Origin of the sequence: Hymenobacter latericoloratus (assembly GCF_014199535.1) — a bacterium.
In the GTDB taxonomy this organism is placed as follows: Bacteria; Bacteroidota; Bacteroidia; order Cytophagales; family Hymenobacteraceae; genus Hymenobacter; species Hymenobacter latericoloratus.
In genome coordinates this window covers 1,165,381-1,179,337 of record NZ_JACHNV010000001.1, presented here as the reverse complement: position 1 = coordinate 1,179,337, position 13,957 = coordinate 1,165,381, and the positions used below count along the sequence as shown (strand labels likewise).

11 protein-coding genes are annotated in these 13,957 nt (G+C 61.4%); 8 read left to right on the top strand and 3 right to left on the bottom strand.

The window, feature by feature from the left end; all coding sequences use genetic code 11:
• Positions 1-70 precede the first annotated feature (70 nt).
• Together smpB and tsaD are read right to left on the bottom strand one after the other, a co-directional pair.
• On the bottom strand, positions 71-544 hold the full coding sequence (gene smpB / locus GGU46_RS05105) for an SsrA-binding protein SmpB (protein ID WP_110977142.1): 474 nt from the start codon (positions 542-544) through the stop codon (positions 71-73).
• Between the two features lie 107 nt (positions 545-651).
• Positions 652-1,659, bottom strand: a complete 1,008-nt coding sequence (gene tsaD, locus GGU46_RS05100) for a tRNA (adenosine(37)-N6)-threonylcarbamoyltransferase complex transferase subunit TsaD (protein WP_183402442.1) — start codon at positions 1,657-1,659, stop codon at positions 652-654.
• A 371-nt stretch (positions 1,660-2,030) separates the two neighbouring features.
• On the opposite strand from tsaD, the gene GGU46_RS22425 reads away from it, so the two are divergent.
• From GGU46_RS22425 to GGU46_RS05060, 8 genes are all read left to right on the top strand, one after another.
• Positions 2,031-6,617: a translocation/assembly module TamB domain-containing protein gene (locus tag GGU46_RS22425; RefSeq protein ID WP_183402441.1), complete on the top strand. Its 4,587-nt coding sequence runs from the start codon at positions 2,031-2,033 to the stop codon at positions 6,615-6,617.
• A 100-nt stretch (positions 6,618-6,717) separates the two neighbouring features.
• Complete coding sequence (locus GGU46_RS05090) at positions 6,718-7,605, top strand: cell division protein FtsX (protein ID WP_183402440.1); 888 nt, start codon at positions 6,718-6,720, stop codon at positions 7,603-7,605.
• A gap of 250 nt (positions 7,606-7,855) precedes the next feature.
• On the top strand, positions 7,856-8,185 hold the full coding sequence (locus GGU46_RS05085; RefSeq protein WP_183402439.1) for a DUF3098 domain-containing protein: 330 nt from the start codon (positions 7,856-7,858) through the stop codon (positions 8,183-8,185).
• A 126-nt stretch (positions 8,186-8,311) separates the two neighbouring features.
• Entirely contained in the window at positions 8,312-9,100 is a 789-nt protein-coding gene (locus tag GGU46_RS05080; RefSeq protein ID WP_183402438.1) for an undecaprenyl-diphosphate phosphatase, read from the top strand.
• Positions 9,101-9,190: 90 nt separating this feature from the next.
• Complete coding sequence (gene truB, locus GGU46_RS05075) at positions 9,191-10,069, top strand: tRNA pseudouridine(55) synthase TruB (protein ID WP_183402437.1); 879 nt, start codon at positions 9,191-9,193, stop codon at positions 10,067-10,069.
• A gap of 42 nt (positions 10,070-10,111) precedes the next feature.
• A complete protein-coding gene (locus GGU46_RS05070; protein WP_183402436.1) occupies positions 10,112-11,056 on the top strand; it encodes a bifunctional riboflavin kinase/FAD synthetase in 945 nt (314 codons plus the stop codon).
• Between the two features lie 145 nt (positions 11,057-11,201).
• Positions 11,202-11,900 carry a CoA transferase subunit A gene (locus GGU46_RS05065; RefSeq protein ID WP_183402435.1) on the top strand — a complete coding sequence of 233 codons (699 nt, stop codon included), beginning with the start codon at positions 11,202-11,204 and terminating at the stop codon, positions 11,898-11,900.
• Positions 11,901-12,005: 105 nt separating this feature from the next.
• Positions 12,006-12,662: a CoA transferase subunit B gene (locus GGU46_RS05060; protein ID WP_183402434.1), complete on the top strand. Its 657-nt coding sequence runs from the start codon at positions 12,006-12,008 to the stop codon at positions 12,660-12,662.
• A gap of 231 nt (positions 12,663-12,893) precedes the next feature.
• Here GGU46_RS05060 and GGU46_RS05055 read toward each other — a convergent pair whose 3' ends face one another.
• On the bottom strand, positions 12,894-13,370 hold the full coding sequence (locus GGU46_RS05055; RefSeq protein ID WP_183402433.1) for a hypothetical protein: 477 nt from the start codon (positions 13,368-13,370) through the stop codon (positions 12,894-12,896).
• Positions 13,371-13,957: the final 587 nt, after the last annotated feature.

Here is a 13,957-nt window from a genome sequence, read left to right as displayed (position 1 = left end):
CTCCTGCTTATAACGCAATCAGCCAAACATCGGCCCGAAAACTCACTATTTCACCATTTCACTATCTCACTTAGTAGTCGCGGGCGCGGTCCATTTCGCGCTTCTGGTCTTTGGCTTTCAGGTCGTCGCGCTTGTCATAAAGCTTTTTGCCTTTGGCCAGGGCAATTTCCAGCTTGGCAAAGCCCCGGTCGTTCACGAACATCCGGATGGGAATGATGGTGAGGCCCTGCTCCTGGTTTTTGTTGGCCAGCTGCTTCAGCTCGCGCTTATTGAGTAGAAGCTTGCGCGGGCGGGTAGGCTCGTGGTTGTTGTAGGTACCCTCGGTGTACTTGGCAATGGTGAGGTTGTGCACCCACAGGCTGCCATCGGGGTGGAAGGTGCAGAAACCGTCCTGGATCTGCACGCTACCGTCGCGGATGCTCTTGATTTCGGTGCCTTGCAGCATAATGCCCGCGTCGTACTTCACGATGAAGGCGTATTCGTGGCTGGCGCGGCGGTTGAGAATGTTAACGCGCTTGGGAGTATCGTCTTTTTTGGTTGCCATAAGGAAGGTGCCACCGAAAGGGCGGCCGTAGCAAGGTTCGCAAATGCCGGGGGCAAGGTTGCGAAACAGGTTCGGGAAAAGTGAGGGGGTAGGAAAGCTGCGGGTTGCTACCCCAGTTTCAGGCGCGGATCGGAGCTGACGAGCTGGTCGGCAAAGTCGCCGGCCTCGTACTGAAACTGGGCCGTCATGGCCACCATCCCGGCGTTGTCGGTGCAATATTGAAAAGCCGGAATAAATACCTGCCAACCTTGAGCCTCAGCCTCGTCCTGCAGGGCCTGGCGCAGGCCGCTGTTGGCCGCTACCCCACCGGCGAGGGCAATCTGGGTCAGGCCCTGGTCGTGGGCGGCGCGGCGCAGCTGGCGCAGCAGCGTCTGGATGATGGTGTGCTGAATGCTGGCGCAGAGGTCGGCCAGGTTTTCCTGCACGAAGTTGGGGTTTTGGGCGGTTTCCTTTTTGAGGAAGTAAAGCACGGCCGTTTTCAGACCGCTAAACGAGAAATCATAGCCCGGCATGGCCCCTACCGGGAAGGGGAACCGGGTTGGGTTGCCTTGGCGGGCCAGCTTGTCGAGGTGAGGGCCGCCGGGATAGGGTAGCCCGAGCAGCTTGGCGGTTTTGTCAAAGGCTTCGCCGGCCGCGTCGTCAATGGTCTGGCCGATGATTTCCATATCCAAGGCGCTGCGTACCACCACCAGCTGGGTGTGGCCGCCGCTGACGGTGAGGCACAGAAACGGAAACACGGGGCGCGGGGCATCAATAAAGTGAGCCAGAATGTGGGCCCGCATATGGTTGACGGCAATGAGGGGCTTGCCCAGGGCCAGAGCCAGGGTTTTGGCGAACATGCCGCCTACCAGCAAGGAGCCCAGCAAACCGGGCCCCTGGGTAAAGGCCACCGCATCAAGGTCCTGCTTGCGGATGCCGGCTTTCTGCAGGGCCGCCTCCACTACCGGAATCAGGTGCTGCTGGTGGGCGCGCGAGGCCAGCTCGGGTACTACCCCCCCGTACTGCTCGTGCACCTGCTGCGTAGCCACCACGTTGGCGCGAATTTCACCACCTGCCAGTACGGCGGCCGAGGTATCGTCGCAGGAAGATTCGATGGCGAGAATGACGGGGTGCATATGGGAAAGAGCAGAGAGAAAAGAAATCAACTTGGTTTAGAATCAAGGCCCGCAAAATTAACAGGCTGCCGTAGGGAGCGGGGCTAGCCCCCGCCCATCGTCCGAACGATGCTATGCGGCTAGTTTAACCAACACGGACGCCTGGCGGGGGCGCAAAGTAGTTTAACCAACACGGACGGCGGGCGGGGGCAAGCCCCGCTCCTACGGCGCAAAGGTCGGGGCAAAACACCAGATTGCCACCGGCTGCGTTTTAACTAACCCGGGCGCGGCCCGTAACGTTTTTCTGCCGGGCTTATTTGCCAGGCAACGGTCGGGGCCAACCCTGTATCTTTGCCTCGGACTGCCTGTTGCGTCCTTTGTTTCTGCCGTCTGTGCCTCGTTTTCTGTCCGTCACGCTCAAGGTTGTGTTTGCCCTGCTCCTGCTGGTGATTCTGGCAGTGGTGGGTGCAGTGGTAGCCCTGCGCATTCCGAGCGTACAGACCGACCTGGCCCAGCGCGCCGCCAGCATCCTCACCGATAAGCTGGGGCAGAAAGTGCTGGTAGGCCGGGTGGATGTACGCCCCTTCTCGCGGGTGCTGTTGGAAGGAGTGCGGGTGCTCGATAGGCGCGGCAACGAGCTGTTCAACATTGGGCGGGCCGACGCAGACATTCGTTTGTTTACCATCTTCGACCCCAGCCACCTGCACGTAGGTAAGCTTACGCTGGAAGAGCCGCGCTTCAACCTGGTTACGTATAAGGACCAGCCCGATTCTACTACCCTCACGCAGTTCATCAGCTCCGTGAAGCGCCTGCTAGGGCCCTCGGATACCACCAAAGTCAGCAAGCCTTTCGACTTTAAAATTGAAGCTATTGGCCTGCGCAACGGCCGCTTCGTGCTGGAGCGCCAGGATGTGCCGCGCATCCCGGAGTACGGCCTGTCGATGGATTACGCCCACATGTACCTGGACAGCATCTATGCCGATGCCGACCAGCTGTGGTTTAAGGGCGACACGATTCACGCCAACATCAAGGGGCTGCGCACCGTGGACACACCCTCCGGCACGCGCCTGCGGGAGTTGACTTCCGACATGACCTACGCGGGCAAGTTCTGGGAGTTTGACAAGCTGATGCTGCGGGTACAGAACAGCCAGCTCAGCAACTACGTCCGCTTCGAGTACGACCACTTCCTCAACTTCACCGATTTCAACGACTCGGTAAAGGTGATAGCACGGCTCCAGCCCAGCCGCGTCAACTCCGACGACATTGCCAAGTTCGCGCCCCAGAAATTTATGCGCGAGCTAAAGGAAACCGTCCTGATTTCGGGGCAGGCCAAGGGCTACGTCCGCAACTTCACCACCAAAAACCTCGACATCCGGTACGGGCGCAACTCGCGGGTGAAGGGCGACATCAACGTGGAGGGCCTGCCCAATATCAAGGAGAGCTTCGTGGAGATGCGCCTGCAGCCCTCCGTACTTGATGGGCGCGACATCCGGCGCTACATTCCGGCCTCGGGCTGGCCTTACGTGCAGCGCCTGGGGGTAGTAAAGCTCAAAGGCCAATTCCTGGGCTTCTACAACGACTTCGTGGCCAACGGCTCGTTCCAGACGGCCCTGGGTTCGGTGGTCAGCGACGTTAACCTGAAGTTCAAGAACGACCCGCGCTACTCCAGCTACGAGGGGCAGGTGCGAACCACCGGCTTTCAGCTGGGCCGGCTGCTGGGCAACGAAAGCGTGATCCGCGACGTGACCATGAACGGCAAAGTAGCCGGGGTGGGCTTCGACCTGAGCACGGCCCGCCTCACGGCCAACGCCACCGTGCAAAGCATCTGGCTGAACGGTTACCGCTACCGCAACATCACCACCAACGGCAAGTTCAGCCGCGAGTCGTTCACGGGCACCGTGGCCGCCAACGACCCCAGTCTGCAGTTTGACGCCGATGGTACCATTGACCTGAACAAAGCCACCCAGGCCTTCGACCTGCGGGCCCGCGTCCGCCGCGCCGACCTACGCGCCCTGGGCCTCACCCGCCAAAGCGTAACCGTAGCCACTACCGCTGATGTGAAGTTCCGGGGGCTGAAGCTGGACAACCTGCTGGGCTACGTGCGCCTGCGCAACTCGCGCCTGGCCTACGCCGGCCGCACCGTGCCGATTGACACCCTGGACGTTATCAGCCGATATGGCGGGGGCCAGCGCCGCCTCACGGTGCGCTCGGAGGTGCTGAACCTGGATCTGGCCGGCAACTTCACCCCGACCACCGTCCTGCGCGACGTGACGACGCTGGTGACGGAATACCGCCTCCACTTCCAGAGCAACGACGCGGCCATTGCCGACTACTACCGCCGCAAGCGCCAGCGCCCCCTCCCCGACTACCAGATTGCTCTGAACCTCTATCTGAAGCGCCCGAACCCGGTGCTGCGCCTGTTCATGCCCCAACTGTCCGTGTCCGACTCCACGCGCATCGACGGTAGTTTCCGCAACGGGCAAACCTCGTTTTTTCAGCTGGGAGGGCACGTAAATCGGTTCCGCTACGACAGCCTGCAGCTGGCCGACAGTGACTTCGACCTGACGACTTCCAAGCTGCCCTACCAGCCCGAGGTACTGGCCCAGGCCAGCGTTACTTCGGCGCGACAGCGGGTGCCGGGGCTGGGCGCCACCGAGAACTTCTACGTGGAAGGCGTCTGGGACCAGGAGCGCATCAACTTCTCTACCTCCCTGGCCCAGACGGGCACCACCAACAAAGCCCAGATCAACGGGGCCCTGGCCTTCCTCAACAACGCCGTGCAGATTACCTTCCGCCGGTCGGGGGTCAATGTGCTGGGGCGGGAATGGGCCATTGCCCCGGACAACTCTCTGCTCATTTCGGGGGGCGGTAAGGAGTTCGACTTTCAGAACGTGACCCTCAGCAACGGCACCCAGAGCATCAGCGCCCAGGGCTTCCTCTCCGAAAACCCCAACAAGCCCCTGGCTCTTACCGTCAAGGATTTTGAGCTTTCCACCCTCAACGGCCTGACCGGCGGGCAGAAGTTTGCCGGCCGGGTAAATGCCCTGGGCACCATCAGCGGGGTGTACGGGCCGCTGGTCATCAACTCCACCCTGCAGGTTGATTCCCTGCAGATGGATAACGTGTTGATTGGCGACGTGGCCGGCCGCGGCGACTGGGACAATGCCGCCAAGCGCCTGGCCGTGAACCTGGACGTGGAGCGCGACCAGCAGCGCGTGGTAGCCGTAACGGGCACCTACACGCCCGGCGCCGAAACCCAGCAGCTCAACCTGACCGGCGTGCTGGATAATGCCCCCGTGAAGCTGGCGGAGCCTTTTCTGAACACCTTATTCCGCGACCTACAGGGTACGGGCGTGGGTACGCTGCGTCTCACTGGCCGGCTTGCGGCTCCTGTTCTCACCGGCAATATTGATGTGACGGACGGGCAGCTCACCTTTATCTACCTGGGCACTACCTACACCTTTGCCGACCGGATCCGCTTTCTGGAGGACCGGATTGCCCTGCAGAACATTACCGTGCGCGACCCCCAGGGCAATACGGGGGTAGTAAACGGCAACATTTACGAGCAAGGGTTCCAGGACATGCGTCTGGACCTGAATGCCTCCTTCCGCAAGCTGCACGTACTCAACACCACCCGCAAGGATAACGAGCTGTACTTCGGGCAGGCCTACGCCACGGGCACGGCCGTGGTGCGCGGCCCGGCCGACAACTTGTTCATGAACGTGACGGCGCGCAGTGAGGCCGGCACCCGCGTTTCCCTACCCTTCGATAACGCGGCCAAGGCCGAGCAGGCCAGCTACATCAAGTTTGTGAACCGCAACCTGCCCGATACGGCCCGCACCAAAGCTATTGAAGTGGCGGGCACGACCGATCTTTCGGGCATCCGGCTGAACATGAACCTCGATATTACTCCGGACGCGTACGTGGAGCTGCTGCTGGATGAAAGCACCGGCGACATCATCCGGGGTACGGCTACCGGGCAGCTGCGCCTGAATATTGACACCCGCGGCGACTTCAACATGTACGGGCAGGTAGAGATTGTGCGCGGGGCCTACAACTTCACCCTGCAGGGGCTGGTGAACAAGGAGTTTGTGGTGCGCCCCGGCGGCACCATTGCCTGGAACGGCGACCCGCTGGCCGGGGAAATGAACGTGACGGCCACCTACACCCAACGGACTTCCCTGGCGCCCATCGTGTTCAATACCGGCGAGGGGCCGACCAACGCGGCCGTGGTGCCCGTTACGGCCGTCATGAACTTAACCGGCCCCCTGCTGCAGCCCATCATCAAGCTCAACCTGGAGTTCAACGATATTCCCTCCTCCCTGGAAGGCGACCTGGCGCCCTTCTTTTCGGCTATTCGCAACGATGAGCAGGAGCTGAACCGGCAGGTATTCAGCCTGGTGGTGTTCCGGCAGCTGACGCCGGTAGGCTCCCTGGCCGTCACGCGCCTGGAGGGCGGCAACAACGCCCTGGGCAACAGCCTGGGCCAGATTATATCCACCCAGCTAGGGCTGCTGACCTCGCAGATTGACCCCAACCTGGAAATCAGCTTTAACCTGAACGGGCTGACCGCCGACGACCTGCAGGCCCTGCAGCTGCGCCTGAGCTACTCCTTCCTCAACGGCCGCCTGCGCATTACCCGCGAGGGTAGCCTGGGCAGCAACACCGGTACGGGCGTGCCGGGCGGGCCGCAACCAGTGGCCAACGCCCAGAACTCCCTGATCGGGGACCTGAGCCTGGAGTACTACCTGCGCCCCGACGGGAAATTCCGGGCCAAGCTGCGCTACGAGACTACCCCCCGCGACCTGACCGGCCTGAGCCAGGTAAACCAGGCCCGCGCCGGTGTATCGTTGCTGCACACCGAGCAGTTTGATTCGTTCCGGGAGCTGGTAGCCCGCAAGCGCCTGCGCCGCCGCGACCAGAACGCCCGCAAAGCCCGCGAACTTCAAATCGACGACGACCCCCGCACGGTGCTGTGAGATAGTGAGGTGGTGAAATGGTGAGTTTGGTGTTCAAACTGCGCCATTTGCGCCAGCCGAATGTCAAACTCACCAGCTCACTATTTCACCACCTCACCTCATGAACCGACCGACCCGAAAGAAGAAGCTAGGCAGCTACCCGCACACCATGGTGGTGTTCAGCATTACCCTGGCGCTGCTGGTTATTGGCTTGTTCGGGCTGCTGCTGATTCATGCCCACAAGATTTCGACGCTGGTCAAGGAGAATCTGGAAATGCAGGTGTACCTGGAGCGCGGCCTGCCCGAAACCCAGCTCCTGCGCCTGCAGCAGGATCTTTCGCGCAAGCCCTACGTGGCCCTTAAGGACCAAAAGCCCCAGGTGCGCTTCCTTTCCAAAGAGGAAGGCGCCCGGCAGTTCCTCGACCAGACCGGCGAAGACTTCCAGCAGTTTCTCGGCGACAACCCCCTGCGCGACGCCTACCTCCTGAAAATCAACGCCGACTTTGCCGACGCCAACAACCTGGCCCGCATCAGGCAGGAGCTGAAGCAGGAGCCCGGCGTGTTTGAGGTGGAGTACGTGGAAAGCCTGATTACCTCCGTGAACGAAAACCTGCGCAACGTGGGGCTGGTACTGCTAGGCTTCGCGGCGGTGCTCACATTCGTGGTAGTCGTGCTCATTAACAATACCATCAAGCTGGCATTGTTTTCCCAGCGCTTTCTGATCCGGAGCATGCAGCTGGTGGGCGCTACCTCTTCTTTCATCCAGTGGCCATTCCTGCGCCGCGCCGTGTGGCAGGGCCTGGTGAGCGGCATTCTGGCCGGGCTGCTGCTGCTGGCGCTGCTTCAATACGCCTACCTACAGCTGGAGGAGTTGCGCCTCTTCCGCGACGAGCGCCTGATTGGCGCCCTGGTAGCGGCCCTGGTAGTGCTGGGCATGGGCATTGGCTTCCTGAGCTCCTGGCGAGCCGTGCGCAAATACACTGGTATGTCACTGGACGAGCTCTATTAAGTAAGTGGTGAAATTGGTGGATGGTGAGTTTGTCATGGCGAGCAGCGCGAAGCAATCCTTCCTGGCAATGTGCTACCCCTGACAAATGTGACAAACCTCACCGCAACACAGAAGTAAGGGCTTGTCAGGCTAGGAGGCGCGCCACAAACAAACGAAGGATTGCTTCGCGCCGCTCGCCATGACAAACTCACCATCCACCAATTTCACCACTTCGCAACTTCACCATTCCCTATCCCCTACCTTTGCCCCCATGGAACCGAATACAACTCCTCGCTTTGCTTTCGGGCCGCGCAATTACCGGCTGATGTTTATTGGGCTGGCGGTGCTGGCTGCGGGCTTTATCACGATGACCCTGGACTCGGAAGATTACGGGGAGGGTTTTCTGGGTATTACCCTCGGGCCCATTCTGCTGGCCATTGGCTTCCTGATTGAGTTCTGGGCCATCATGACGCGCCCCGGCACCTCCGCGCCCGTTGCCCGTGATACCACCACAACCAGCACGGTGCCCTCCCAGCCTACCCCCGCCGCCCCGGTTGCTCCGCCGGTAGCTACCCCGCAGGCTCCTACTTACAAGCGTTAATTTTTTGGGTCTTATGGCCTGAGTGGGGGTAGCACCTTGGCCGTTGCTTCCGCGCACCGCTGTGTGCGCCGGATGTGTAGCCGGCACCTACCCCCACCCAGGCCATAAGACCCTAACTTCCTTGCTATGTCCTACTGGCACGCGCTGCTGCTGGCTATTGTTGAAGGTCTGACCGAGTTTTTGCCCGTTTCCAGCACGGGGCACATGATTATCGTGGCCAACCTGCTCGGCATCGGGCAGTTGCCCTTCACCGATACCTTCATTACCTCCATCCAATTCGGCGCCATTCTGTCGGTGGTGGTGCTGTACTGGCGGCGCTTTTTGCAGAGCTTCGACTTTTATCTGAAGCTGGCAGCGGCCTTTATTCCGTTCGGTATGCTGGGTTTTCTGCTGAAGGACGTTATTGAGGCCCTGCTGAAGGATGTGTCGGTAGTGGCCTGGGCGCTGGTAATCGGGGGCATCGTGCTGCTGTTCGTGGACCGGCTGTTTACCGGGGAGCGGAAGCAGGTAACGACGCCTAATTTCAAACAGGCCATCCGGATTGGCTTGTTTCAGTGCATTGCCCTGATTCCGGGCGTGTCGCGTTCCGCCGCCACTATTGTGGGGGGCCTGGCCCAGGGCTTCGACCGCCGTTCGGCCGCCGACTTCTCCTTCCTGCTGGCCGTGCCCACCATGTTCGTCATCACGGCCTACCAGCTCTACAAAACCTTCAAGGTGAGTGCGCCGGGCGCCGAAGACGTTAAGCTGCTGCTGTTTGGCAACGTAGTGGCTTTCATTGTGGGCCTGCTGGCCGTAAAGTCGTTTGTTGATTTTGTGTCGCGCTTTGGATTCCGGGCCTTTGGCCTCTACCGCATTGTGGTGGGCGCCGTTATTCTGGTGATGCTGGCCCTGGGCATTCCGCTCCAGATTATCTAATTGCCGCTTTTTAGTTGTCGAAAGCAGCTCTTCTACCTGCTTTCCGGTTGTTGATGGGTATTCGGGCCTGGCCCCTACCCCCTCTTGCTTATGGAACACCCCGAACACTCTTCCGCCCCGCTGCCTTCCGAAGCCGCACCCACAGCACTACCCGCCTTTGACTTTGAAGCCGGCGAAGTGCTGCTGGTTGATAAACCCTTAACCTGGTCGTCGTTTGACGTGGTGCGTAAGGTGAAGAACACGCTGCGCATCAAGAAAATCGGGCACGCGGGCACCCTCGACCCCCTGGCTACGGGCCTGCTGATTTTGTGCACGGGCAAGAAAACCAAGGAAATCGACCAAATTCAGGCTCAGGAGAAAGAGTACACCGGCACCTTCCGCCTCGGCCAGACGACCCCCAGCTTCGACCTGGAAACCCCCGTGGACCAGGAGCTGCCCTACGAGCACCTGACGGAAGAGCAGCTCCGCGCCGCCCTGCTGCCTTTCATCGGCCTGATTGAGCAAACGCCGCCTCTATTTTCGGCGGTGAAGGTGAACGGCGAACGGGCTTATGAGGTAGCGCGCCGCGGCGGTGAGGCCGAAATCAAGAGCAAGCAGATTACCATCCGGGAGTTTGAGCTGACCCGCATTGCCCTGCCGGAGGTTGATTTCCGGGTGACGTGCTCCAAGGGCACCTACATCCGCAGCCTCGCCCGCGACTTTGGGGCGGCACTGGGGGTAGGCGCCCACCTGACCAAGCTGGTGCGCACCCGCATCGGGCAGTATAGCCTCGCCGATGCCCTGACCATGGACGCCATTCAGGCCCTGCGCCCGCCGCGCCCGGCCGGGGAAGCCGAGCGGCCGGAGCGCCCGCGGCGGCAGCGCCAGCCCGAGCGCCGCGCCGGCCTCGACTACTTCATCGCCACCCACGCTACGCCTACCCCCCCTTCGGGCGAAGAACCTCAGCAGGCTCCGGGCAGTACACTCTAGCGCAGTCCGGCTCACGTTTCACTTCTTACCTTCTCCCCGCTGATGCACATCATTCAGGACCCCACGCAGTTTCCGCACCTTGGCAATGCCGTGGTTACCAGCGGCACTTTCGATGGGGTTCATGTGGGGCACCAGCAGATTTTGCGGCGCCTGCGCGAAGTGGGGCGGCACACCGGCGGCCCCACGGTGGTCATTACCTACTGGCCCCATCCGCGCCTGGTGCTGGCGCCCCCGCCTACCCACCCCGAGCCCCGGGACCTGTACCTGCTCAACACCCTGGAGGAGCGCACCGCCAAGCTGGCCGAAATGGGGGTTGATTACCTACTGACCATCCTGTTTACCCGGGAGTTTGCGGCCTGGACGTCGGAGGAATACATTCAGAACATTCTGCTGCGCACGGTGGGCACTCGTACCCTGGTTATCGGCTACGACCACCGGTTCGGGAAAAACCGGGAGGGTGGCTTCGACTACCTCAGCCAGCACGCCGACCGCTACGGCATGAGCGTGGAAGAAATTCCGCGCGAAGACGTGGACGCGGTGGGCGTGAGCAGCACCCGCATCCGGCGGGCCCTGGAGGCCGGCGACGTGCAAACGGCCAACCGCTACCTGGGCTACGCCTACCCCCTCACGGGCATGGTCGTGAAAGGCCGGCAGCTGGGCCGCACCATCGGCTGGCCCACGGCCAATATTGCCTGCCCCGAGCCCCTGAAGCTGATTCCGGCCCGGGGCGTGTACGCTGTGCGCGCTACTACCGCTGAGGGCACTACCTACCCGGCCATGCTCAACATTGGGGTGCGCCCCACCGTGGCCGGCGGCCTCGACCAGACCGTGGAAGCCCACCTGCTCGGCTTTGAGGGCGACCTGTACGACCAGGATTTGCGGGTGGAGTTCGTGGCTCGACTCCGCGACGAGCAGAAATTCAACGGCCTCGATGCCCTGAAAGCCCAGCTGGCCCAGGACGCCGAAGCGGCGCGGGCGGCGCTGTAAGCCCGCCTGATACAACCAGTATTTCCTTGCTAAGTACCGCCAGTAGCTCACAACACAGGGCTGCTGGCGGTACGTTGTTTTGGCCCTGTTGGTACATGCTGCCAGAACCTACTACCTTGCCGCTCCCCAAACCACCCATTTTCTCATGATCAACAAAGTAGTGGCCGGTCCGGCCGAGGCCTTGCACGGCCTCCGCGACGGCATGACCCTAATGCTGGGCGGCTTCGGCCTGTGCGGCATCCCCGAAAACTCCATCCAGGAAATTCTGCGCCTGGGCGTGCGCGGCCTCACCTGCATCAGCAACAATGCCGGCGTCGATGATTTTGGCATTGGCCGCCTGCTCCAGACCAAGCAGGTGCGCAAGATGATTTCCAGCTACGTGGGCGAAAACGCCGAGTTTGAGCGCCAGCTGCTGAGCGGAGAACTTGAGGTAGAATTGATTCCGCAGGGCACGCTGGCCGAGCGGTGCCGGGCCGGCGGCGCGGGCATCCCGGCCTTCTACACCCCAGCCGGCTACGGCACGGAGGTAGGCGAAGGCAAGGAAGCCCGCGAGTTCAACGGCAAGATGTACCTGCTGGAAACGGCCCTGCACGCCGACTTCGCCTTCGTGAAAGCCTGGAAGGGCGACACGGCCGGCAACCTCATTTATAAAGGCACCGCCCGCAACTTCAACCCCATGATGGCCACGGCCGGCAAAATCACGGTGGCCGAGGTAGAAGAGCTGGTGCCCGCCGGCGAGTTGGACCCCAACCAGATTCATACGCCCGGCATTTTTGTGCAGCGCATTTACCAGGGCCAGCACTACGAGAAGCGCATCGAGCAGCGTACGGTCCGGCAGGGGTAATGAGGTGATGATGGGAAAGGTGAGGTGGCACTAATACCGACCATCAGCCTTTCCACAACGTCCTTTTCAACCTCATCACTTCATCACCATTTACCTCATTACTCCATGTTAGATAAACACGGCATTGCCCGGCGCATCGCGCAAGAAGTAGAAAACAACTCCTACGTGAACCTCGGCATTGGCATCCCGACGCTGGTAGCGAATTACATTCCGGAGGGCATTAATGTAGAGCTGCAGTCGGAAAACGGCCTGCTGGGCATGGGCCCCTTCCCGACCGACGCCGAAGTGGACCCCGACCTCATCAACGCGGGCAAGCAAACGGTAACCACCCTACCCGGCTCCAGCCTCTTCTCCTCCGCCGATTCCTTTGCCATGATACGCGGGGAACACGTGGACCTGACCATTCTGGGCGCCATGGAAGTATCGGAAACCGGCGACATTGCCAACTGGAAGATTCCCGGCAAAATGGTGAAGGGCATGGGCGGCGCCATGGACCTGGTGGCCTCCGCCAAAAACATCATCGTGGCCATGCAGCACGTGGCAAAAGATGGCTCCAGTAAGCTGCTCCCCTCCTGCACCCTGCCCATCACGGGCCTGCGCTGCGTCAAGAAAATCGTGACCGAATTGGCCGTGCTCGACGTAACGCCCGACGGCTTCGTGCTGCGCGAGCGGGCCCCCGGCGTCACGGTGGAGCAAATTAAAGCCGCCACCGCCGGTAAGCTGGTAATTCCGGACGAAGTGCCGGAAATGACGGGCGTGTAGAGGAAGTGGGTGATGAGGTGAATAGTGACAGGTAATGAGGTGTCATGGCGAGGCGCCAGCCGAAGCCATCCTTCCTCTGCGTGTGACAGACCTCCTAATGTGACAAGCCCTTGACGCTCGCACAGTCGTCAAGGGCTTGTCACATCATAAAGGGGTAGGGCGTTGGTCAGGACAGATGGCTTCGGCTGGCGCCTCGCCATGACACCTCATTACCTGTCACTATTCACCTCATCACCTACTTCCCAAAAACGCCTTGGCCATAATGTGCTTGGCGGCTTCGAGGGTGAAGTGGGAGAAGTAGCGCTGAAAGTGAGCCAGAGCCTCTGGCGCTGATAGCCCACCGGCTTTCACGGCATCGGCGAGGTAGAAGGCCAGGGTTTCGGGCTGGCCGGTGAGGGCCGGAAACTCGTGGTGGTCTTTGTAGCGGCTCAGGATGCTTACGCGCAGGGAGGGGGTAGCCCCTGGCACTTGACGCAGCAGCCGCTCCATCAGCAGCTGCACCTCATCCATGAACATGGTACGCACCAGGCCCGGCGGTGCGGGCACGGGTTGGCCGGCTACCGCCGTCAGCAGCACGGCGGCGGTGGTTTCGGGTTCCCAGCGCGTGGCATTGGGCGGGGCGCACAGCCAGGCCGTGGGCGGAAACGCCTCCGGGGCACGCAAGATGCGCTCCAGCGTTTGCAGACGTCGTTCTTCGGGCGGTAGCATACGGCAAGGTACGCAGGAATGCGGCAGCCGAACGGGCTACCCCGTTGCGGTGCGGCGATGCTACTGCCGGGCAACCTGTGGGGGGCGTACCACTAAAAAGGCTACCGTAGGCCTGCAATGTGTTGTCCCAGCAAGCATCAGCGCCCCAGCTGGTGCAACTGCTGGTAGCCTCAATGTGCTCTGCTGGCGCTTGGCTCATCAGTCTGATTTCTACCCCACCTGCTTCACCGGGCAAGCCAACTTCAAACGTGGAATAAGCACTTCCTAACCAGCTTTTTTTCTGCTGAACCGGGCCCACCGCCGCCCACGGAATAAGCAGTGGTGGATGCCCAACGCGGCAAGGAAAAAGAACAGAAAGCCCTAGGCCGGCCGGACTGCAGCAAAGCGTCAGCACGCCGCGGTAATCTGCCCCGGAGCCGCCGCCATCCGTTTGCCGCAGAGAGGCCGTCTGCATCCGGAAGATTACCGCGTTGTCCGGGGGGGTAGTGCTGGCCCGAAAGTGCCGCGCGAGCTGCTGCCAGCCGCTTAGCGCCACCAGCCAGCAGATTCCGGCATAGAGAGCGGCGAAGCTCAGCAAGCCCACGGGG

Coding starts and splice junctions, on each gene's coding strand:
- GGU46_RS05080 (WP_183402438.1), top strand. CDS start 8,312: ATGTCCTACTGGCACGCGCTGCTGCTGGCTATTGTTGAAGGTCTGACC.
- GGU46_RS05085 (WP_183402439.1), top strand. CDS start 7,856: ATGGAACCGAATACAACTCCTCGCTTTGCTTTCGGGCCGCGCAATTAC.
- GGU46_RS05070 (WP_183402436.1), top strand. CDS start 10,112: ATGCACATCATTCAGGACCCCACGCAGTTTCCGCACCTTGGCAATGCC.
- tsaD (WP_183402442.1), bottom strand. CDS start 1,659: ATGCACCCCGTCATTCTCGCCATCGAATCTTCCTGCGACGATACCTCG.
- GGU46_RS05055 (WP_183402433.1), bottom strand. CDS start 13,370: ATGCTACCGCCCGAAGAACGACGTCTGCAAACGCTGGAGCGCATCTTG.
- GGU46_RS05090 (WP_183402440.1), top strand. CDS start 6,718: ATGAACCGACCGACCCGAAAGAAGAAGCTAGGCAGCTACCCGCACACC.
- GGU46_RS05060 (WP_183402434.1), top strand. CDS start 12,006: ATGTTAGATAAACACGGCATTGCCCGGCGCATCGCGCAAGAAGTAGAA.
- GGU46_RS05065 (WP_183402435.1), top strand. CDS start 11,202: ATGATCAACAAAGTAGTGGCCGGTCCGGCCGAGGCCTTGCACGGCCTC.
- smpB (WP_110977142.1), bottom strand. CDS start 544: ATGGCAACCAAAAAAGACGATACTCCCAAGCGCGTTAACATTCTCAAC.
- truB (WP_183402437.1), top strand. CDS start 9,191: ATGGAACACCCCGAACACTCTTCCGCCCCGCTGCCTTCCGAAGCCGCA.